Consider the following 21,200-nt stretch of genomic DNA (forward strand, 5'->3'; position numbering starts at 1 on the left):
GCGGGCAGCCTCCCGGTGGCCGCAGCTCAGAAGCCGTACCCCATGCGGCGGGACAGCTCCGTGCCCGCCGCGACCGTGCGCCGGGCCACCTCCGTCAGCCGGTCCCGGTTCAGCCGGTACACCGGGCCGGAGACGCTGATCGCCGCGATCACCTCGCCGTCGTGCGCCCGCACCGGCGCGGCCACCGCGGCGAGGCCCGGCTCCAGCTCCTCGACCGTCACGCCGTGGCCCCGCTCCACCACGCGGTCCAGCTCGGCCCGCAGCGTCCCGGCGTCGGTGACGGTGCGTTCGGTGAACCGGGGCAGGGGCCGCGCGAGCAGGCTCTCGCGCGCGGCGGGCGGCAGATGCGCGAGCAGCACCTTGCCGCTGGAGGTGGCGTGCAGCGGGGTGCGCCGGCCCAGCCAGTTCTGCGCGGCCACCGAGGCCGTGCCCCGGGCCTGCATGATGTTGACGGCGGCGTCCTCGTCCAGCACCGCGAGATTCACGGTCTCCCCCAGCTCGTCGGCGACCTCGCGGCAGATCGGGACGCCCTCCTGGGAGATGTCCAGCCGCACCGCGGCCGCCCCGGCCAGCCGCAGCACACCGGCGCCCAGGTAGTACTTGCCGCGATCCTTCGCCTGCGCCACCAGCCCCCGGTGCTCCAGCACACCGAGCAGCCGGAACGCCGTGGACTTGTGCACCGCCAGCTCGGTGGCGATCTCGGTGACGCCCGCCTCGCCGTCCCGGGCGAGGATCTCCAGCACGCTCACGGCGCGGTCCACCGACTGCACCGCGCCGGCCGACTGCTGCTTCTGCGCGTGGGCCATGGCTGGGCTCCCACCACCTGTCGGCCGGTCCGGAATCTGTTGCGCACGCCGCTCATGTCCGCGCCATACGAAACATCATCGTAGCGAAGTGGCCGATTCCAGCCGGTGGCCGAGCGGATTCCGACTCGCGGTGCGACTCGCGTCCCGGCTCGCGGTTCGGCTCAGGGGTGCGACAGCTGCCCCGCGCCGCCCCGCCGCCGTATCCGCTCCTGCTCCCGCAGCGCCCGCCGCTCCGCACGCCGGCGCGCCCGCCGCTCCCGGCGCAGCGCGCGAGCCGTGCTGCTGGGCTCGGAGAGCACGCCGTACCGCTGGTTCCACACCTGGCGGGTCACCCAGACGTCGACCACGGCCCAGGTGGCCACCACGGTGCTCACCACGCTGCTGATCACCATCGGGAAGGCGGGCCAGGACTCCGCCATGGTGCACAGGAACGCCACCATCGCCTCTATCAGCGTGACCGAGATGATGATCAGCGCCCGCACCGCCGCCGTCCGCACCGGATCGGGCAGCGGATGCCGCCGCGCGGGCTCCTCGACCCACAAGGGCCGGTGTTCGCGCTGTATCCCGTACCGCTCCGCAGTGCCCTTCACCGTGTCACTCACTCCCCACCGCCCGAGGGCCCCTCGCCCCGAAGCCCCGACTCCCCAGTAGCTGCCCGGCTTGCGCGGATTTACGCGGCCGGGACGCGGGACGGGGCTTCCGCGGCCCAATCCGCCCCCAACTCCCGTAGAGAAGGACGAACAAGACCCCGCGAAGATTCCCGCCTTGGGAAAAATTCCAGCCAACCGCCATTCCCCGCCATGGTGTCCGGCTCCGGGGTACCCGCCGGATCGCGGTGGCAATCTCCCGCAATGCCCGGACAACTCGCCCCGTACCGCCGCCGCTGAGGAAGTTCACCTTCCGGACATGCCTTCGAGTTACCTGTATGGCGGTAGTAGGCTCGCGCCGTTTGTTGACGCACATGCGCACCCCCGGCCCGCGGGGGTCGAGCTGGGGGAGGCCATGCGCTTTCGCGGGAAGTCGATCCGCCGGAAGATCGTGGCGCTGCTTCTCGTGCCGCTGCTGTCCCTGACCGCCATCTGGGGTTTCGCGACGGTGGTCACGGGCCGTGACGTGGCCCAGCTCTTCCGGGTCTCCGATGTCATGCAGAACATCGGCTATCCCACCGAGGACACCGTCCGCGTGCTCGAACAGGAGCGCCGCCAGACCCTCGTCTACCTCGCCGACCCGCGCGCCGCCGACTCCCTGTCGGCGCTCCAGCGCACCCGCACGGCCAGCGACCGTGCGATCGCGAAGGTCCGCGAGAACGCGCGGAAGCGCCATCTGCGCAACGGCCTCGGCGCCCAGGGCAGCGAACACCTCACCGCCGTCCTGAACGCCTTCAGCGGCCTGGACTCGCTGCGCCACAGCGTCGAGGGCGGCACCATCAGCCGCGCCCAGGCACTCGACCTCTACAACCGCCTGATCGACCCCTGCTACTCGCTGCTCGCCGGGCTCGACGGCATCGACGACGTCGAGATGGACAAGCAGTCGCACGCCCTGGTCAACCTCACCCGCGCCCGTGAACTGCTCTCCCGGGAGGACGCCCTGCTCGGCTCCTCCCTGGTGGTGGGCCGCCTCACCCGCGAGGAGATCCGCGAGATCTCCGACCTCGTCGCCCAGCGCACCCTGCTGTACGACATCAGCCTCCCGCAGCTGCCCGCCTCCGAACGCGAGCGCTACGAACGGTTCTGGGACAACGCCGGTACCGCCCCGCTGCGTTCGGCCGAGCAGTCCGTCATCGAGCACGGCTCCGGCACCCCCGACGGTGTCACCGCCAAGAGCTGGGACTCCGCCGCGGGCAACGCCCTGGCCGACCTCGGCACCCTGGATGACCGGGCGGGCGACCGCTTCCAGGACCGTATGCACCCCGTCGCCATGCGGGTCATCGCCCAGGGCGCCGTCGCGGGACTGCTCGGACTGCTCGCCCTGCTCTTCTCCCTCGTCCTGTCCGTCCGGATCGGCCGCGGCCTCATCCGCGACCTGCGCCGGCTGCGCCTGGAGGCGCACGAGGCGTCCGGCGTCCGGCTGCCCGGCCTGATGCGCCGCCTGTCGGTCGGCGAACAGATCGACGTGGAGACCGAGGTGCCGCGCCTGGAGTACGACCAGAACGAGATCGGCGAGGTCGGACAGGCCCTCAACACCCTCCAGCGGGCCGCCGTCGAGGCCGCCGTCAAACAGTCCGAGCTGCGCGCCGGAGTCTCCGAGGTCTTCGTCAACCTCGCCCGCCGCAGCCAGGTGCTGCTGCACAAGCAGCTCACCCTCCTCGACACCATGGAACGCCGCACCGAGGACACCGACGAACTCGCCGACCTCTTCCGCCTGGACCACCTCACCACCCGGATGCGCCGGCACGCCGAGGGCCTGGTGATCCTCTCCGGCGCGGCGCCCTCCCGGCAGTGGCGCCGCCCCGTGCAGCTGATGGACGTGGTCCGCGCCGCCGTCGCCGAGGTCGAGGACTACGAACGGGTCGAGGTACGACGCCTGCCGCGGGTCGCCGTGACCGGCCCGGCCGTCGCCGACCTCACCCATCTCGTGGCCGAACTCCTGGAGAACGCCACGGTGTTCTCGCCGCCGCACACCGCCGTCCAGGTCATCGGCGAGCGGGTCGCCAACGGCTTCACCCTGGAGATACACGACCGGGGACTCGGCATGACCCCCGAGGCGCTGCTGGACAACAACCTGCGCCTGGCCGAGACCCCCGAGTTCGAACTCTCCGACACCGACCGGCTCGGCCTGTTCGTGGTCAGCCGGCTCGCCCAGCGCCAGAACGTGCGCGTCTCCCTCCAGCCCTCGCCCTACGGCGGCACCACCGCGATCGTGTTCATCCCCGACGCGCTGCTCAGCGACGAGGTCCCGGACACCAACGGCATCGGCTTCCGGCTCGACCGCGAGCGCACCGCGAAGAACTCCGGGCGCGCCGCCGGCGGCTCCCGGGCCCCGCTGCCGCTCTCCGGCCTGTCCACCACCGTCCTGGACGGCCCCGTGGAACTGGAGGCGCCCGTCGACCTCGACGCTCTGGACGACTTCCCCGGCGCCCTGCCGGACGAGGACAGCGAGCGCGGCGGCCTCTTCCGCCACCGCCGCGCCCTGACCCGGGGCGGGGACGACGGCCCCGCGCAGGAGCCGGGCGACGACCGTCCGGCGGACCGCCCGGCGGGGGAGGAGACCGGCGAGCACGGACTCGTACCGCTGCCGCGCCGCCAGCCGCCCAAGCTGGTCAGCTCGCACGGCAAACCGGTCACCGATCAGCGCGCCCACCGCTCCGAGCCCGGCCGTCGCAACCCGACGGACCCGGCCGACCGCGCGACCGGGGAGTCGTACGGCTCCGACACGGACGCGTCCGGCACCGCCGAGGACGCGTACGGCGCCGACCTGGACACCCACGGCACCGATCGCGAGGCGCAGCGCGCCGACCGCGAGCCGCACCGGGGCGGGCCGGTGGCCCTGCCGCGCCGGGCGATCACCGCCCCGCGCCCGGCGGAACCGGCCGACCGCCTCGGGGAGGCCGGGACGGCACCGGCCGACGGCCCCGGTACGGCCGCCCGCCCCGGCATCCCCTCGCTGCCCCGGCGCACCCGCCCCGCGGCGAGCGCCCCCGGCGGCCCGGGTATCCCCGGCGGCCCCGCCCGCGCACCCCGCGAAGGCGACGGCGCCGCCGAAGCCGGCGACAGCGCCCTGCCCCGCCGGGTGCGGCAGGCCAGTCTCGCCCCTCAGCTCAGGCAGGACCCCGAACGGCGACCCGGGCGCGGCGACGCGCCCACCGACCGGGACGCCGACGAGGTCCGCAGCCGGATGGCCTCGCTCCAGCGCGGCTGGCAGCGCGGCCGGGAGGAGAATGCCACGGGCGAGACTGCCCGCACCGACACAGCACAAGGAACCACTAAGGGGGACGGTCGATGACCGCACCGAAGGCGACCGACCACACGGCGACGGGCAACGGGGAGCTGAACTGGCTCCTGGACGACCTGGTCGACCGCGTCGCCAGCATCCGCAAGGCCGTCATCCTCTCCGGCGACGGACTGGCCACCGGCGTGTCCAAGGACCTGACCAGGGAGGACGGCGAGCACCTGGCCGCCGTGGCATCCGGCTTCCACAGCCTCGCCAAGGGCGTGGGCCGCCACTTCGACGCGGGCGGCGTCCGTCAGACGGTCGTCGAGCTGGACGACGCCTTCCTGTTCGTCTCCGCCGCGGGCGACGGCAGCTGTCTGGCCGTCCTGTCCGACGCCGACTCCGATGTCGGCCAGGTCGCCTACGAGATGACGCTCCTGGTCAAGCGGGTGGGTGTGCACCTGGGCACCGCCCCGCGCACGGGCCTGCCCGCGGGCGGGTAGTGGGATGACATGAGCGAAGACGGTCAGGTGAGCAGCCACTGGTTCGACGACGACGCCGGACCGGTCGTCCGTCCGTACGCCATGACGCGCGGCCGTACCACCAGTACGGCCCAGCACCGCCTCGATCTGATCGCGGTGGTCGTCACGGAGCCCGCGGCCGGGGACCCGGAGACGGATCCGACGCTCTCCCCCGAGCACGTGGACATCGTGGGCCTGTGCCGCAGCGCCCCGCAGTCGGTCGCCGAGCTGGCCGCGGAACTCGACCTGCCCATCGGCGTCGTGCGGGTTCTCGTCGGCGACCTCGTGCACGCGGAACTCGTCCATGTCACCCGGCCGGTGCCCCCGGCCGAGCTGCCGGACGAGAGTATTCTGCGCGACGTGATCAACGGCCTGCGGGCACTGTGACCGGCGCGGAAGCGGAGTACTGACGTGACAGGCTGGCAGTTCTGGGTCGACCGAGGCGGCACCTTCACCGATATCGTCGCGCGTCGCCCGGACGGCCGCCTGCTCACGCACAAGGTGCTCTCCGACAACCCGGCCCGCCCCCACCCCGAGCCCGGCCCGGACACCGCCCCCGCCACCCGGGGCGACGCTCCCGGCATTCAGGGCGCAGGCCACCGCCCCACCCCCGACGCCGCCGTCACCGGCATCCGCGCCCTCCTCGGCGACTCCCCGGAGCCCGTCGAGGCCGTCCGCATGGGCACCACCGTCGCCACCAACGCCCTCCTGGAGCGCGCCGGCGAACCCACCCTCCTGGTCATCACCCGCGGCTTCCGCGACGCCCTGCGCATCGCCTACCAGAACCGGCCGCGCATCTTCGCCCGCCGTATCGAGCTGCCCGAGGCGCTCTACACCCGGGTGATCGAGGCCGACGAACGCATCGCCGCCGACGGCACCGTGCTGCGCGCCCCCGACCTGGACGCGCTCGCGCCCGCGCTCCAAGAGGCGTACGACGACGGGATCCGCGCCGTCGCCGTCGTCTGCCTGCACAGCCATCTGCACCCCGCCCACGAACGCGCCATCGGTGACCTCGCGGCCCGCACCGGCTTCCCGCAGATCTCCCTGTCCAGCGAGGTCAGTCCGCTGATGAAGCTGGTCCCGCGCGGCGACACCGCCGTGGCCGACGCCTACCTCTCACCGGTGCTGCACCGCCACGTCCGCCAGGTGGCCGACGAACTGCGCGGGGTGCGGCTGATGTTCATGCAGTCCAACGGCGGCCTCACCGAGGCGGGGCAGTTCCGCGGCAAGGACGCCATCCTGTCCGGACCGGCCGGGGGCATCGTCGGCATGGCCCGGATGTCCCAGCGCGCGGGCTTCGACCGGGTCATCGGCTTCGACATGGGCGGCACCTCCACCGATGTCTCGCACTTCGCCGGTGCCTATGAGCGGGTCTTCGACACCCAGGTCGCGGGCGTACGGCTGCGCGCCCCGATGCTCGACATCCACACCGTGGCCGCGGGCGGCGGCTCCGTGCTCCACTTCGACGGCTCCCGCTACCGCGTGGGCCCCGATTCGGCGGGTGCCACCCCCGGCCCCGCCTGCTACCGGGCCGGCGGCCCGCTCACCGTCACCGACGCCAATGTGATGCTCGGCCGGATCCAACCCGCCCACTTCCCGGCCGTGTTCGGGCCCGACGGCGACCAGCGACTGGACGCTGGGCTCGTCACCGACCGGTTCACCGCACTCGCCCGCGAGATCCACCGGGCCACCGGGGACGACCGCACCCCCGAACAGGTGGCCGAGGGCTATCTGGACATCGCCGTCGCCAACATCGCCAACGCGATCAAGCGGATCTCCGTCCAGCAGGGCCACGACGTGACCCGCTACGCGCTGACCACCTTCGGCGGCGCGGGCGGTCAGCACGCCTGCCGGGTCGCCGAGTCGCTCGGCATCCGCACCGTGCTCGTACCCCCCATGGCCGGGGTCCTCTCCGCGCTCGGCATCGGCCTCGCCGACACCACCGCCATGCGCGAACAGTCCGTCGAGGCGCCCCTGGAGCCGGCCGCCATGCCCGGCATCCGCGCGGCCGCCGCCGACCTGGAGGCCGCCGCCCGCGCCGAACTCACGGCCGAGGACATCCCCGAGGACCGCGTCCGGGTCACCCACCGCGCCCAGCTCCGCTACGACGGCACCGACACCGCGCTCACCGTCGGACTGGCCGAACCCGACGCCATGCGCGGCGCGTTCGAGCAGCGCCATCGCGCCACCTACTCCTTCACCCTCGACCGCCCGATCGTCGTGGAAGCCCTCTCCGTCGAGGCCACCGGCATCACCCCACCCCCCGATCTGACCGCCCTCGCCCCGTACGAGGGACGGCCCGCCGCACCCGAGACCGTCCGCCTGCACACCGGCGGCTCCTGGCGCGACGTACCCCTGCACCGCCGCGAGGCCCTTCCTCCCGGCGAGACCGTCACCGGCCCGGCGATCATCACCGAGGCCGGCGCGACGACCGTGGTGGACGACGGCTGGCGGGCCGCGGCCACCGACGACGGACATCTGCTCATGGAACGCACCGCGGTCACCCGGGGTTCCCGGCCGAGCACGGAAGCCGATCCGGTTCTCCTTGAGGTCTTCAACAACCTCTTCATGTCGATCGCCGAACAGATGGGCGCCCGGCTGGAGTCCACCGCCCAGTCCGTCAACATCAAGGAACGCCTGGACTTCTCCTGCGCCCTGTTCGACCCGGACGGCAACCTGGTGGCCAACGCCCCCCACATCCCCGTCCACCTGGGCTCCATGGGCACGAGCGTCAAGGAGGTCATCCGCCGCCGGGGCGACTCCATGCGGCCGGGCGACACCTACGCCGTCAACGACCCGTACCACGGCGGCACCCATCTGCCCGATGTCACCGTGATCACCCCGGTGTTCGACACGGAGACCCCCGACGCCGGTGCTCCGGCGGCCCCGGAGACCCGGCGGCCCCGGCTCCTCTTCTACGTCGCCTCCCGCGGCCACCACGCCGAGATCGGCGGCATCGCCCCCGGCTCCATGCCCGCCCACAGCCGCACCATCGAGGAGGAGGGCGTCCTGTTCGACAACTGGCCGCTCGCCGAGGGCGGCCGCTTCCGCGAGGAGGAGACCCGGCGTCTGCTCACCGAGGCCCGCCACCCCTCCCGCAACCCCCGCACCAACCTCGCCGACCTGCGCGCCCAGATCGCCGCCAACCAGAAGGGCGTCGACGAAGTCCGCCGCATGATCGGCGAGTTCGGCCTCGATGTCGTACAGGCCTATATGCGGCACGTCCAGGACAACGCCGAGGAAGCGGTCCGCCGCGTCATCGACGCCCTGGACGACGGCGAGTACGCCTACGAGACCGACGCGGGCGCCGTCATCCACGTCCGGGTCCGGGTCGAGCGGGCCGAGCGCCGGGCCACCATCGACTTCACCGGCACCTCCGGGCAGCTCCCCACCAACTTCAACGCCCCCTTCGCCGTCGTCAACGCGGCCGTCCTGTACGTCTTCCGCACCCTGGTGGCCGACGACATCCCGCTCAATGACGGCTGCCTGCGTCCCCTGGACATCGTCGTACCGCCCGGCTCCCTGCTCGCGCCGAAGCCCCCGGCCGCCGTCGTCGCGGGCAACGTGGAGACCTCCCAGGCCATCACCGGCGCCCTGTACGCGGCGCTCGGCGTCCAGGCCGAGGGCTCCGGCACGATGAACAACGTCACCTTCGGCAACGAACGCCACCAGTACTACGAGACCGTCGCGTCCGGCTCCGGCGCGGGCGACGGCTTCCCCGGGGCCGATGTCGTACAGACCCATATGACCAACTCCCGGCTCACCGACCCCGAGATCCTGGAGTGGCGACTGCCCGTCCGCCTGGAGGAGTTCGCCGTACGGCACGGGAGCGGCGGCGCCGGCACCTGGCGCGGCGGCGACGGCGCGGTGCGCCGCATCCGGTTCCTGGAGCCCATGACCGTCTCCACCCTCTCCCAGCACCGCCGAGTGCCCCCGTACGGCATGGCGGGCGGCGCCCCCGGAGCGCTCGGCACCAACCGGGTCGAACGGGCCGACGGCGGTGTCACCGATCTCGGCGGCAGCGGTTCCACCGAGGTCGGCCCCGGCGACGTACTGGTCATCAAAACCCCCGGTGGCGGCGGCTACGGCCGGCCGTCGCCCGAACCCCAGCAAGCAGGAGAAGTGAACGATGGTCCTCGGGCGTTCTGAGCACGGCAATTTCCCGGTCGAGCCCGTCACGCTCAAGATCCTGGTGGCGGGCGGCTTCGGCGTGGGCAAGACCACCCTGGTCGGCGCGATCAGCGAGATCCGCCCGCTGCGCACCGAGGAGCAGCTCACCGAGGCCGGGCGCCCGGTCGACGACACCAGCGGGGTGGAGGCCAAGAACACCACCACCGTGGCCATGGACTTCGGCCGGATCACCCTGCGCGAGGACCTGGTCCTGTACTTGTTCGGCACGCCCGGGCAGGAGCGGTTCTGGTTCATGTGGGACGAGCTGTCCGAGGGCGCGCTCGGCGCCGTGGTACTCGCCGACACCCGCCGTCTGGAGGACTCCTTCGCCGCCGTCGACTACTTCGAGCGGCGCTCCATCCCCTTCCTGGTCGCCGTCAACTGCTTCGACGGCGCCGCCCGTTACCCCTCCGACTCGGTCCGCCAGGCGCTCGATCTGGACCCCGGGGTGCCCGTGGTGCTGTGCGACGCCCGCGACCGGCAATCGGCCAAGGACGTCCTCATCGACCTCATCGAACACGCCATGCGCTACACGGCCGACCACCGCCAGCCGGTGGGCAGCTGAGGGGAACAGGTCTCAAGTCACTTACATATGGGGGCCGTTCACCACTGAGGCTCGGCGGCGGCCGCCCGTACCGGGGTCACCGCCCCGCCACCCCGCCGTACCTCATGTCCGGTCAGGCCCGCGCGGCCGAGTACCCAGCTCGCCCCGCCGAGCGCCTTGGCCGCCTGCTTCAGCGGGGCGAGCTGGGCGGCGGCCTGACGGTGGTCGTGCACGCTGCCCGGCCCGCACACCACGGTCGCCAGCGACAGCGTGACCGGCCGCCCACCCGCCGACCAGGGGGCGTCCAGCACCGCCGCGGCCAGCGGGCCGAGCGTCTCCTCGTCGGCCAGCACCAGGAAGTCGTCCCCGCCGATGTGCCCCACCCGCCCCTGCCCGGCGATCGCCTGTGTCAGCACCCGCCCCACCGAGCGGATCAGCTCGTCGCCCGCGGCGAAACCGGCACCGTCGTTCACCTTCTTGAAGTGGTCGATGTCCAGCCAGCTCAGCGCGAACGGCCGCCCGTCCGCGATCCGCCGGTCCACCTCACCGGTGATCGCGTCCGAACCCGGCAACCGGGTCAGCGGATTGAGCCCGGCCGCCTCCTCCACCCGGCTCTCGGCCAGCGCCCGCACCAGGTCCGCGAGCCGTACGACACCCACGCACCGCCCGTGCGCGTCCAGCACCGCCACATCGTCGCTGGTCCGGTCCCGGCCGCCGATCGCCACCACGTCCAGCACCTCCCAGGCGGTGGCGTCCATCCCGACCGTGCGCGGTGCGTCCCCGAGCCGCGCGGCGGGACGGTCGGCGTACAGGGCGTGCCCGTAGCGGCCGGACATCGACAGCAGGAAGCGCGAGCGGTGCACCGACCGCACGGGTCTGCCCGCCTGGTCCACCAGCAGCACCCCGGAGACGTCCGGCGAACCGGTCAGCAGGGCCCGCACCTGCCCGGCCGAGGCCGTCACCGGCAGCACGGCGGCCGGGCGCACGAACTCCCGTACCGACGGCCCGGTCCTGGGCACGACCGGGGCGGCGGGGGAGAAGGACGGCACATAGACGTCCGCCACCGGGATCCGGGCGGGCGGCGCGAACAGCTCGCCCTGAGCCAGCTGCGCCCCCGCCGACACCGCCGCCGCGTACTGCCCCTCGGTCTCCACCCCCTCCACGGCGACCAGGGCGTCCAGCTCCTCGCACAGGGTCCGCATCGCCCGTACCGCGGCGGGCCTGGCCAGCAGCGAGGCGTCCAGCTTGACCAGATCGGGGGAGAGGTCGGTGAGCAGCCGCAGCGGCACATCGCCGTCCCCGACCCCGTCCGCGCTGATCCGGAACCCCTGCTCCCGCAGCGCGGCCACCGCCTCCAGCAGCGCCCGGTGCGGCACATGCGTGTACGGCGGTACGACGTCCAGCGTCACCTCCCAGGGCCCCCGCCCCTCCGCCCGCACCGCGTCATGCAGCGGGGTGAGACCCCCGAGGTCGGCGAGGGTGCCCGCGAACACGTTCACATGCAGCGGCAGCAGCCGCTCCCTGCGCATGGCCGAGCGCAGCGCCAACACGACCAGCGCGCCGTCCAGTTCCGGGTCACGGCGGGCCTCGGCCAGGATGTCGCCGGTCTCCGGGCGGGCGAACGCCTCCAGCGCGGCGACCGCGCCCGTCCTCAGGTTCACCAGCGGCTGGAAGGCGAAGCGGAGAGAGTCCGTCCAGGAGTGCACGGCAGCATGATGGCGCCGCGCGTGGGCACCCAGGGTCAGTTCATGAGACGTTCACACAGGATTCCGGGACGATCGCACAGCGTGACAATCGACCTGTATGCCCAATGAACGCCCCTTGGACGCCCCACTGGCCGCCCCTCACCGCACCGCCACCACCGACGAACCATGCCCGAACAGCCCCTGATTGGCGGTGACGCCCACTCGCGCACCCTCGATCTGCCGCTCGCCCGCCGCGCCCCGCAACTGCCAGGTCAGCTCGCAGACCTGGGCGATGGCCTGGGCCGGGACGGCCTCACCGAAGGAGGCGAGCCCGCCGCTGGCGTTGACCGGTGTCCGGCCGCCCGGTGCCGTCACGCCCTCCCGCAGCAGCTTCGCCCCCTCGCCCGCGCCGCACAGCCCCAGATCCTCGTACCACTGCAACTCCAGCGCGGTGGACAGGTCGTACACCTCGGCCAGATCCAGGTCCCCGGGGCCGAGGCCGGCCTCCTCGTAGGCGGCGCGGGCGATGGAGGCGCGGAAGGTCTCCTCCGGAGGCCGCGCCGCGACCGCCGGGTCGGTGGCGATGTCCGGCAGGTCGAGCACCGGGTTCGGGAAGCGGGGCGTCACCGTGGAGACCGCGCGGATCCGCACCGGCCGCGCGGCGCCGTGCCGGCGGGCGAACTCCATGGAGGACAGCACCAGGGCGGCGCCGCCGTCGGAGGTGGCGCAGATGTCCAGCAGCCGCAGCGGATCGGCGACCACCGCGGAGGCGGCGACCTCCTCGGCGGTGACCCGCTTGCGGTAGCGGGCGTACGGATTCAGCGCCCCCATCGCGGCGTTCTTCACCTTGACCAGCGCGAAGTCCTCCGGTGTGTCGCCGTGCACCGCCATCCGCCGGCGCGCGTACAGCCCGAAGTACGCCGGGTTGGTGGCGCCCAGCAGCCGGAAGCGGAGCCAGTCGGGGTCGTCGGGCCGGTCGCCGCCCGCCGGCCGGAAGAAGCCCTTGGGCGCCGCGTCCGCGCCCACCACGAGCACCACGTCGGCGAGGCGGGCGAGGATCTGCGCCCGCGCCGCGGCGATCGCCTGCGCCCCCGACGCGCAGGCCGCGTACACACTGGTGACCCGGGCGCCCTGCCAGCCCAGCGCCCTGGCGTACGACGCCCCCGCCACGAACCCCGGGTAGCCGCCCCGCACCGTGTCCGCGCCGACGACGGAGCCCACGTCCCGCCAGTCGACACCGGCGTCCGCGAGTGCCGCGCGGGCCGCCGCCGCGCCGTACTCCACGAAGCCGCGCCCCCACTTGCCCCAGGGGTGCATGCCCGCGCCGAGCACGGCGACGTCTCCCGTCATGACATCGCCCCCGTCGGCCGCCAGTTCCACGTCGCCGTCGTCTCCGTCTCGCCGACGCCGTGGAGCACGCCTTCGACGGCCTCCGCCTCCATCCCCACCGCGAGATCGGCGACGGTGATCCCGGGGGCCGCCTGTCCCAGCACCACGATCCGCTCGGCCGCCAGCTCCACCGCGATCAACGCGTACGGCTCCCAGGGGAGTTCGGCATCGCTCACATAGGGGGACGGCGGGCGGTACCGGGTGTCGGTGTACGACCAGACGCGTCCCGTCCGGGACAGCGGGGTCTCCTCCAGGGTGCCGCCCGCGCAGTGCGGATTGCGGCAGTGGACGTCCTCGCGCGGGAAGAAGACCGAGGCGCAGGACGCGCAGCGGGTGCCGAGGAGACGGAAACCGTCGCCCTCGCCGGTGAACCAGCCGGTGATCACGGGTGTCCTGGTGTGCGGCAAAACCCCTCCCGTCACAGCGGATCCGGTATATCTGACGACACGTCAGGAGTCTGGCACGTCCGACGGGAAATGGGCAGAGCGTGTCCGTACCGGACAACACCACTTACGGAAGACGTCGTTCCCGTGATCGGATACAGTCCGCGCGTGTCCGAGAATCAGCAACCCATCGCCAACTCCGCACCGGGATCGCACTGTTCCGCCTGCGGGGTGCCCTATGGAGAGGGCGTCACCGGCTGGCCGCGCACCTGCCCGTCCTGCGGCACGGTCGCCTACCGCAACCCGCTGCCCGTGGCGATCGCGCTCCAGCCCGTGTACGACACCGAGGGCACCGCCCTGGTCGTCATCACCCGCACCATCGCCCCCGCCCGCGGCGGCACGGCCCTGCCCGGCGGCTACGTGGACGACCGCGAGGACTGGAAGCAGGCCGTCGTCCGCGAACTCAAGGAGGAGACCGGCATCGACGCCGCCGCCCGCGACGTCCGCCTCGTCGACGCCATGAGCTCCCCCGACGGGCATCTCCTCCTGTTCGGCCTCCTCCCCGAACGCCCCGCCGACGTCCTCCCGCCGCCCGCCCCCACCCCCGAGACGGAGGGCTGGCACCTCCTGCGCCGTCCCGAGGACCTCGCCTTCCCCCTCCACAGCGTCGCGGTCCGAGCATTCTTCGAGGGCCGCTACATCTGACCCCCGCCCGGCTGCTCAGTGGCAACGCCCCTTACCGCAAAGGGGCGTTGGCCATACCGTGAGGCTTCGTGGGAAGACATTGGACGTCACCCTGGCCGCGGTCGGGGCCGTTCTGCCGGCAGCCGGGGAGTACGAGGAGGGAGTACGGACCCACGGTTCGGCGGCCCCGTCGTGTGCCGCGTCCCGACCCGCGGCGGAAGTCCTCGTCGACGAGTGGACGAAGCAGGGAGCTGCATACGGATGACGCGCAGCGGCTCCTCAAGGCGCGGGCGGTGGCCGACGCCGTCCTCCAGAACCCCCACTGCTTCACCCCCGAGGTCGACGCCCGGGCACAGGCCGCCGCACAGCAGCTCGGCCAGAGCGGCATCACGGACGATGTGCGGCTCGCCGCGGGCGAGTTCGTCTGCGAGGCGCTCGGCAGATCACCGTACGACCGCCAGGCGTGAGCGCCCCCACCGGCGATGCGGACCCGCGAGCCGAGCCCGGCTCACCGAAGTCCCCGTACCCGCACCGGCCACTCCGGCTCGCTCACCCCGTCCTCGCCCTCCCGGGTGACCGCCACTCTCCCGCCCTGGCGGCGGGACACATAGCGTTCCATCTCCGGTACGTCCCAGCCGTCGCCCGCGTCCCGTATCACCAGGCCGCCGCCGGTCCGGCCGGGCGCCGGGGCCCAGGTCTCCAGTTCCAGGCCGGTGTCGCCGCGCACCGGCAGCACCGCGCCCGCCCGTGCGAACACCGGTATCCGGGAAAGCGGCGCGTCCACCAGGACCTGGCCGGGGCCCTCGTAGGCCCGTTCCGTCGTGGTCTCGTACCAGCGCCCCCGCGGCAGCCGCACCACGCGCCGGTCCGCGCCCGCCTCCAGCACCGGCGCCACCAGCAGACTGTCGCCCAGCAGAAACGTGTCCTCGCAGTCGCGCAGGGCCCGGTCCTCCGGTGCGTTCCACCACACCGGCCGCACATAGGGCCCGCCGGTGCGCCGGGCCAGATGGGAGAGCGTCACGAAGTACGGCAGCAGCCGCCGGCGTTCGAGCAGTGCCGCCCGCGCGTGCTCCAGCACCTCCGACCCGAACTCCCACGGCTCACGCCGCCCGGCCCGGGTACTCGCGTGCGTGCGGAACAGCGGGAGATACGCGCCGAGTTGGAACCACCGCAGATACAACTCCGGTGACGGACTGCCGTCGAAGCCACCGACATCCGGGCCCGAGTACGGCACCCCGCACAGCCCGAGCCCCAGCACCAGCGACAGCGAGGCCCGCAACCCGGGCCAGCCCGTCGCCACATCGCCCGACCATGTGCCGCCGTACCGCTGCATCCCCGCCCAGCCCGACCGCGTGAACAGGAACGGCCGCTCCTGGGGCGCCAGTTCGCGCAGCCCCTCGTACCCCGCGCGCGCCATGCACAGCCCGTACACGTTGTGCGCCTCGCGATGGTCCCCGCCGCGCCCCTCCAGCGCGTGCCTGGCCGAGCGCGGCAGCGTCGGCTCGCCGAAGGCGTTGAAGGACACCGGCTCGTTCATGTCATGCCAGAACCCGGCGAACCCCTGCTCAAGACGCTCCTCGTACAGTCCGCCCCACCACTGACGCACCCGCGGATGCGTGAAGTCCGGGTACACCGACTCGCCGGCCCACACCACCCCCCGCACCGGCCGCCCCGAGGCATCCCGCACGAACGCGTCCACCGCCATGCCGCCGTCGTACACCGGGTCCCCCGGCGCCGCCTTCACCGCCGGATCCACGACCGAGACCAGCCGGATCCCGTCCCGCCGCAGCTCCTCCGCGAGCACCGGCAGCTTCGGGAACCGCTCCCGGTCCACGGTGAAGACCCGGTGGTCGTCGTAGTGGTCGATGTCCAGATGAACGGCGTCCAGCGGCAGCCCGCGCTCCTGATAGCCCGCGACGATCCGGCGCACCTCCTGCTCGCTGCCGAACCCCCACCGCGCGTGCTGATGACCGAGCGCCCAGGCCGGCGGCAGCGCGGGCGCCCCCGTCAGCGAGGCCCAGGTGAGCAGCACCCGCGCCGGCGGCCCCACCATCACCCAGCAGCGCAGCGGCCCGCCGTCCATCCGCAGCTCGCAGCGCCCCGCCCGGTCGTGCCCGGAGCCCGCGCCCTCCTCGCCCTCGCGCAGCACCACCGTGCCGTCCCACGTGGTGTCGTAGAACATCAGATGCGTCCCCGCGTCCGCCACCACCAGCTGCACCGGCATGGTCAGATACAGCGGATCGTCACCCGGTGCGAACGAACCGCCGGGATCGGTGTTCCACAGCCGGTACGACCCGTCCCGCAGCCGCGGCCCGGACGCGCGCCCGCCGAGCCCGAAGAACCGCGCGTCCGCCGCCACCTCCGCACGCTGCATCCACCGCCCGACGCCCCCCTCGACCGGCTCCCACCAGCGCGGCGGCAGCTCCCGGCGCAGCACCACACCACCCGGCGTGCACACCTCCACCGCGCCGTGCCGCGAGACGACGACCGTCACCCGCTCGGCCACCACCCGCCAGCCGCCGTCCTTGTCCGGCTCCAGGACCGCCCGCGGATCCGGCTCGGGCCCGCTCCCCGCCAACGCGTACGACGGCCCCGGCGTTGCCCCGTCCCAGCCCCAGAACACCGCGCCGTTCACCGCGACCATGATCCGCAGCTCCGACCGGCTGAACCGGATCACCCCACCGCCGGGCCCCGGTTCGGCACGCTCCACCTGCCCGGGCACCCGCGCCCGCTCCGGCCCCCGCCGGGGCAGCCCGGCGGCGTCGATCCGCCGTCTGCGCCACGCCGCCCGCACCCCCCTCGCAGCTCGTCCCGAACCGATCACACGCACCGAACGCACCAGGTCACGACCGTCCATGCTGCTCACCCTGCCACCGAGCGGCCCCCGCGCGCGTGCCGTTCAATTTCCGTTCACCTCTGCCCGACCCGCCGTTTCACCAGCCGGATGAGTTTCGCCAGCCGGATGATATGAAGCTCACCCTGGTGCGGAAGTCGATCACATGGCATCGTCCCTGTCAGCCGCGTCACGCGCACACCCAGCCGTGCGCGGACCGACGCACACGACGCGTACAGTCCGGGAGCCGCCCCATGTCGACCGCGAACCCCCAGCCGCTCTGGCAGCCCGATCCCGCGCGGATCGCCCAGGCACGCATCACCGCGTTCCAGGCGTGGGCCGCCGCCCATCACGGGGCTCCGGCCGACGGCGGCTACGCCGCACTGCACCGCTGGTCCGTCGACCATCTGGACGCCTTCTGGAAGGCCGTCACCGAGTGGTTCGACATTCGCTTCTCCACCCCGTACACCCAGGTCCTCGGCGCCCGCGCGATGCCCGGCGCCCAGTGGTTCCCCGGCGCCACCCTCAACTACGCCGAACACGCCCTGCGCGCGGCCGAGGACCGCCCCGACGAGCCCGCGCTGCTGTACGTGGACGAGACCCACGAGCCGCGCCCCGTCACCTGGGCCGAACTGCGCGGCCAGGTCGGCTCGCTCGCCGCCGAGCTGCGCGCCCTCGGCGTACGCCCCGGCGACCGCGTCAGCGGCTACCTGCCCAACATCCCGCAGGCCGTCGCCGCCCTCCTGGCCACCGCTTCCGTCGGCGCCGTATGGACCTCCTGCGCCCCCGACTTCGGCGCCCGCTCCGTCCTCGACCGCTTCCAGCAGGTCGAACCCGTCGTCCTGTTCACCGTCGACGGCTACCGCTACGGCGGCAAGGAGCACGACCGCCGCGAGACCGTCGCCGAACTGCGCCGCGAACTGCCCACCCTGCGGGCCGTCGTGCACATCCCGCTGCTCGGCACCGAGGCACCCGAGGGCGCCCTCGAATGGTCCGCCGTGGCCTCCGGCGACACCGCTCCCGTCTTCGAACAGGTCCCCTTCGACCACCCGCTGTGGGTGCTCTACTCCTCCGGTACGACCGGCCTGCCCAAGGCCATCGTCCAGTCCCAGGGCGGCATCCTGGTCGAACACCTCAAGCAGCTGGGCCTGCACTGCGACCTCGGCCCCGAGGACCGCTTCTTCTGGTACACCTCGACCGGCTGGATGATGTGGAACTTCCTCGTCTCCGGCCTGCTCACGGGTACGACGATCGTCCTGTACGACGGCAGCCCCGGCTACCCCGACACCGGCGCCCAGTGGAAGGTCGCCGAACGCACCGGAGCCACCCTCTACGGCACCTCCGCCGCCTACGTCATGGCCTGCCGCAAGGCCGGCGTCCATCCGTCGCGCGACTACGACATCTCCGCCGTCAAGTGCGTCGCCACCACCGGCTCCCCGCTGCCGCCCGACGGCTTCCGCTGGCTGCACGACGAGGTCGGCGAGGACCTCTGGATCGCCTCCGTCAGCGGCGGCACCGACGTCTGCTCCTGCTTCGCGGGCGGCGTGCCCACCCTGCCCGTGTACACCGGCGAACTCCAGGCCCCCGCCCTCGGCACCGACCTCCAGGCCTGGGACCCCGCGGGCGAGCCCCTCGTGGACGAGGTGGGCGAACTCGTCGTCACCCAGCCCATGCCGTCCATGCCGATCCGCTTCTGGAACGACCCCGACGGCAGCCGGTACCACGACAGCTACTTCGACACCTACCCCGGCGTCTGGCGCCACGGCGACTGGATCACCCTCACCGGGCGCGGCACCGTGATCATCCACGGCCGCTCCGACTCCACCCTCAACCGGCAGGGCGTCCGCATGGGCTCCGCCGACATCTACGAGGTGGTCGAGCGCCTGCCCGAGATCAAGGAATCCCTGGTCATCGGCATCGAACAGCCCGACGGCGGCTACTGGATGCCGCTCTTCGTGCACCTCGCCCCGGGCGCCAGCCTGGACGACACGCTCCTCGACAAGGTCAAGCGGGCCATCCGCGAACACCTCTCGCCGCGCCATGTCCCCGACGAGATCATCGAGGTGCCCGGCGTCCCGCACACCCTCACCGGCAAGCGCATCGAGGTCCCGGTCAAGCGCCTCCTCCAGGGCACCCCGCTGGAGAAGGCGGTCAACCCCGGCTCCATCGACGACCTCACGCTGCTCGCCTTCTACGAGGAACTGGCCCGCAAACGCGGCTGACACCCGCCCCCGTGTGCGGACGGCCCCGGCCCCACCGAGTGTGACGGTGAGCCCGGGGCCGCCTCCTGCCCGGGAAAGCCGCAGGTCAGAGTGGTCGCACCGGGCATTGTCAGTGCCGAAGGTTACGGTGAGTGAGCATTGATCGACCGCGCACACATGGGGGAAACATGGCGCACACCGACCACCGGACCATGCGCAGCGTCCTGCGCCGCGAGATCGCCGGCACCATCGGCCTGCTCGCCGACGAACACGACTTCCGCGCCATGCGGCGCTACCGCAGCTTCACCTTCGACGACCACCCGACCTACCTCCGCCAGGTCGAGGACGTCCTGAAGGACCGCGCCGCGCACGGCGGTCACACCACCCTCGCCCTGTTCGACCCCGAGGACTACGCCGCCTACTGCGCCGAGACCGGCCTGGACCCCGACCTGCCCGCCACCCGCACCCGCTTCACCGCGGAACTCGCCGGCACCGGCCCCACCGTCCCTTACGACGGCGGCCCGCTCGCCGCGCTCGTCCCCACCCTCGTCGACGCGGCCGTACGCCGGGCCACCTGGGAGTACGCCACCACCCTGCTGACCCGCCTCGGCCCCTGCCCCACCTGCGGCGAGGACATCGGCCGGGCCGCCTTCACCCGCGCCTCCGACCTCGTGGTCCGCATCCTCGACACCGCGCCGCCCGGCGACCGGCATCTCGTGTGCACCGTGATGGGCGCACCCGAGACCCTCGTCTCCGTGCTGCACGGGGACGAGGACACCCACGGCGCCACCCGCCTGGACGAGGCCGAGGCCCTGGAGTTCACCAGCGTCCTCGCCCTGGGCCTCGCCACCCGCAGCCCCGGCGGACTGGTCCTGCGCACCAGCGCCCCCGGCACCGCGGACCGCGTCCACGGCTGGCGGCTGCGCGCCGGCACCCTCGAACCGCTCACCGCGGCCGAGGTGTTCGACGCGTACTGCACCGACGCCGATTCCGGTGACCTCATCGCGCCGGAACCCGGCGTCGACTACTGCGCACCACCGGACCTGGGGGAGGGGAACACCGCACCGGACCACCACCACTGACCGGACACGCCGAGGACGCACCGAAGGACACATCCGGAACGCGCCAGGGGCGCCCCACCCGAAGGCGGGACGCCCCTGGACCACACGACCGACACGGTCACCGGGCGGCCCGGCCCGTCGGCTACTCGCCGGACAGCACGCCCTGAGCAGCGCTGCGCGCCTCCTCGGCACTGTCCGCGGCCCGCGCCGCGGCCGCGGCCCGCTCACACTGCGCCAGCGTGAACTTCGCCAGCGTCGCCCTGACATAGGGCAGCGACGCCGCACCCATGGACAGGGAGGTGACACCCAGACCGGTCAGCACACAGGCCAGCAGCGGATCGGACGCCGCCTCACCGCACACCCCGCAGCTCTTGCCCTCGGCACGGGCCGCCTCCGCGGACAGCGCGACCAGGTCCAGCAGCGCCGGCTGCCACGGATCCTGCAACCGCGACACCGCGCCGACCTGCCGGTCCGCCGCGAACGTGTACTGCGCGAGGTCATTGGTGCCAAGCGACAGGAACTCGACCTCCCGGAGGATCGACCGCGCCCGCAGCGCCGCCGACGGGATCTCCACCATGGCCCCGAACTTCGCCCGCAGCCCCGCCGCACGACAGGCGTCCGCGAACGCCCTCGCGTCCGCGCGATCCGCCACCATCGGCGCCATCACCTCAAGGTGGACCGGCAGCCCCTCGGCGGCCTTCGCCAGCGCGGTCAGCTGGGTACGCAGGACGTCCGGATGGTCGAGCAGCGTCCGCAGCCCCCGCACGCCCAGCGCCGGGTTCGGCTCGTCCGCCGGAGTCAGGAAGGCCAGCGGCTTGTCCGCGCCCGCGTCCAGCACCCGTACGACCACCCGGCCCTCGGGGAACGCCTCCAGCACCTGCCGGTAGGCCGCGATCTGCTTCTCCTCGGAAGGAGCGCGCTCACTGTCGTCAAGGAAAAGGAACTCGGTACGGAACAGACCGACACCCTCGGCCCCGGCCGCCACCGCCGCCGGCACATCCGCGGGACCGCCCACATTGGCCAGCAACGGCACCTTGTGCCCGTCCGCCGTCG

General features: G+C 73.1%; 16 protein-coding genes (1 of these 16 only partly in view). 9 read left to right on the top strand and 7 right to left on the bottom strand.

Annotated elements, in window-relative coordinates:
- Nucleotides 1–26: 26 nt before the first annotated feature.
- Together HEP81_RS31790 and HEP81_RS31795 are read right to left on the bottom strand one after the other, a co-directional pair.
- Nucleotides 27–806, bottom strand: coding sequence for an IclR family transcriptional regulator (locus tag HEP81_RS31790; RefSeq protein ID WP_172637013.1), 780 nt, complete (start codon nucleotides 804–806; stop codon nucleotides 27–29).
- 161 nt (nucleotides 807–967) lie between these two features.
- A complete protein-coding gene (locus HEP81_RS31795) occupies nucleotides 968–1,516 on the bottom strand; it encodes a hypothetical protein (RefSeq protein WP_381126772.1) in 549 nt (182 codons plus the stop codon).
- Nucleotides 1,517–1,808: 292 nt separating this feature from the next.
- Here HEP81_RS31795 and HEP81_RS31800 point away from each other — a divergent pair, with 292 nt between their 5' ends.
- From HEP81_RS31800 to HEP81_RS31820, 5 genes are read left to right on the top strand one after another with little or no spacing between them, the layout of a single operon-like run.
- On the top strand, nucleotides 1,809–4,748 hold the full coding sequence (locus HEP81_RS31800) for a sensor histidine kinase (RefSeq protein WP_037650880.1): 2,940 nt from the start codon (nucleotides 1,809–1,811) through the stop codon (nucleotides 4,746–4,748).
- Nucleotides 4,745–5,179, top strand: a complete 435-nt coding sequence (locus tag HEP81_RS31805; RefSeq protein WP_037650878.1) for a roadblock/LC7 domain-containing protein — start codon at nucleotides 4,745–4,747, stop codon at nucleotides 5,177–5,179. The genes HEP81_RS31800 and HEP81_RS31805 overlap by 4 nt, the downstream gene beginning before the upstream one ends.
- A 9-nt stretch (nucleotides 5,180–5,188) precedes the next feature.
- A complete protein-coding gene (locus HEP81_RS31810) occupies nucleotides 5,189–5,584 on the top strand; it encodes a DUF742 domain-containing protein (RefSeq protein ID WP_037650877.1) in 396 nt (131 codons plus the stop codon).
- A 24-nt stretch (nucleotides 5,585–5,608) separates the two neighbouring features.
- Nucleotides 5,609–9,346, top strand: coding sequence for a hydantoinase B/oxoprolinase family protein (locus HEP81_RS31815; protein WP_037650875.1), 3,738 nt, complete (start codon nucleotides 5,609–5,611; stop codon nucleotides 9,344–9,346).
- Nucleotides 9,327–9,932, top strand: a complete 606-nt coding sequence (locus HEP81_RS31820; RefSeq protein ID WP_037650873.1) for a GTP-binding protein — start codon at nucleotides 9,327–9,329, stop codon at nucleotides 9,930–9,932. Before HEP81_RS31815 ends, HEP81_RS31820 begins: the two co-directional genes overlap by 20 nt.
- Before the next feature lie 38 nt (nucleotides 9,933–9,970).
- On the opposite strand, the gene HEP81_RS31825 is transcribed toward HEP81_RS31820, so the two are convergent.
- The 3 genes from HEP81_RS31825 to HEP81_RS31835 form a co-directional block, all read right to left on the bottom strand.
- Nucleotides 9,971–11,617 carry a GGDEF domain-containing protein gene (locus tag HEP81_RS31825; RefSeq protein ID WP_037650871.1) on the bottom strand — a complete coding sequence of 549 codons (1,647 nt, stop codon included), beginning with the start codon at nucleotides 11,615–11,617 and terminating at the stop codon, nucleotides 9,971–9,973.
- Nucleotides 11,618–11,755: 138 nt separating this feature from the next.
- Nucleotides 11,756–12,946 (bottom strand): lipid-transfer protein, encoded by a 1,191-nt coding sequence (locus HEP81_RS31830; protein WP_037651301.1) that lies wholly within the window; start codon nucleotides 12,944–12,946, stop codon nucleotides 11,756–11,758.
- Nucleotides 12,943–13,371 (bottom strand): Zn-ribbon domain-containing OB-fold protein, encoded by a 429-nt coding sequence (locus tag HEP81_RS31835; protein WP_037650869.1) that lies wholly within the window; start codon nucleotides 13,369–13,371, stop codon nucleotides 12,943–12,945. The genes HEP81_RS31830 and HEP81_RS31835 overlap by 4 nt, the downstream gene beginning before the upstream one ends.
- A gap of 165 nt (nucleotides 13,372–13,536) precedes the next feature.
- On the opposite strand from HEP81_RS31835, the gene HEP81_RS31840 reads away from it, so the two are divergent.
- Nucleotides 13,537–14,073, top strand: coding sequence for an NUDIX domain-containing protein (locus HEP81_RS31840; protein WP_037651298.1), 537 nt, complete (start codon nucleotides 13,537–13,539; stop codon nucleotides 14,071–14,073).
- A gap of 272 nt (nucleotides 14,074–14,345) precedes the next feature.
- Nucleotides 14,346–14,519, top strand: coding sequence for a hypothetical protein (locus HEP81_RS31845; protein ID WP_157854309.1), 174 nt, complete (start codon nucleotides 14,346–14,348; stop codon nucleotides 14,517–14,519).
- Between the two features lie 41 nt (nucleotides 14,520–14,560).
- Here the strand turns inward: HEP81_RS31845 and HEP81_RS31850 are convergent, their stop codons facing one another.
- On the bottom strand, nucleotides 14,561–16,909 hold the full coding sequence (locus HEP81_RS31850) for a glycoside hydrolase family 31 protein (protein WP_078967117.1): 2,349 nt from the start codon (nucleotides 16,907–16,909) through the stop codon (nucleotides 14,561–14,563).
- A gap of 230 nt (nucleotides 16,910–17,139) precedes the next feature.
- On the opposite strand from HEP81_RS31850, the gene HEP81_RS31855 reads away from it, so the two are divergent.
- A complete protein-coding gene (locus HEP81_RS31855; RefSeq protein WP_037650868.1) occupies nucleotides 17,140–19,107 on the top strand; it encodes an acetoacetate--CoA ligase in 1,968 nt (655 codons plus the stop codon).
- 167 nt (nucleotides 19,108–19,274) lie between these two features.
- Nucleotides 19,275–20,168: a hypothetical protein gene (locus HEP81_RS31860; protein ID WP_037650867.1), complete on the top strand. Its 894-nt coding sequence runs from the start codon at nucleotides 19,275–19,277 to the stop codon at nucleotides 20,166–20,168.
- 121 nt (nucleotides 20,169–20,289) lie between these two features.
- Here HEP81_RS31860 and ptsP read toward each other — a convergent pair whose 3' ends face one another.
- Nucleotides 20,290–21,200, bottom strand: the 3' portion of a protein-coding gene (ptsP, locus tag HEP81_RS31865; RefSeq protein ID WP_037650866.1) for a phosphoenolpyruvate--protein phosphotransferase. Its footprint extends 760 nt past the window's final position; the window shows 911 of its 1,671 coding nt (coding positions 761–1,671); its start codon lies beyond the right edge, outside the window; the stop codon is at nucleotides 20,290–20,292.

Source organism: Streptomyces griseofuscus, assembly GCF_014673495.1.
Lineage (GTDB): Bacteria > Actinomycetota > Actinomycetes > Streptomycetales > Streptomycetaceae > Streptomyces > Streptomyces murinus.

Bases quoted from the DNA above. Each gene is read 5' to 3' on its own strand.
- HEP81_RS31860 (WP_037650867.1), top strand. From the start codon at position 19,275: ATGGCGCACACCGACCACCGGACCATGCGCAGCGTCCTGCGCCGCGAG.
- HEP81_RS31790 (WP_172637013.1), bottom strand. From the start codon at position 806: ATGGCCCACGCGCAGAAGCAGCAGTCGGCCGGCGCGGTGCAGTCGGTG.
- HEP81_RS31855 (WP_037650868.1), top strand. From the start codon at position 17,140: ATGTCGACCGCGAACCCCCAGCCGCTCTGGCAGCCCGATCCCGCGCGG.
- HEP81_RS31850 (WP_078967117.1), bottom strand. From the start codon at position 16,909: ATGGACGGTCGTGACCTGGTGCGTTCGGTGCGTGTGATCGGTTCGGGA.
- HEP81_RS31820 (WP_037650873.1), top strand. From the start codon at position 9,327: ATGGTCCTCGGGCGTTCTGAGCACGGCAATTTCCCGGTCGAGCCCGTC.
- HEP81_RS31805 (WP_037650878.1), top strand. From the start codon at position 4,745: ATGACCGCACCGAAGGCGACCGACCACACGGCGACGGGCAACGGGGAG.
- HEP81_RS31800 (WP_037650880.1), top strand. From the start codon at position 1,809: ATGCGCTTTCGCGGGAAGTCGATCCGCCGGAAGATCGTGGCGCTGCTT.
- HEP81_RS31810 (WP_037650877.1), top strand. From the start codon at position 5,189: ATGAGCGAAGACGGTCAGGTGAGCAGCCACTGGTTCGACGACGACGCC.
- HEP81_RS31830 (WP_037651301.1), bottom strand. From the start codon at position 12,946: ATGACGGGAGACGTCGCCGTGCTCGGCGCGGGCATGCACCCCTGGGGC.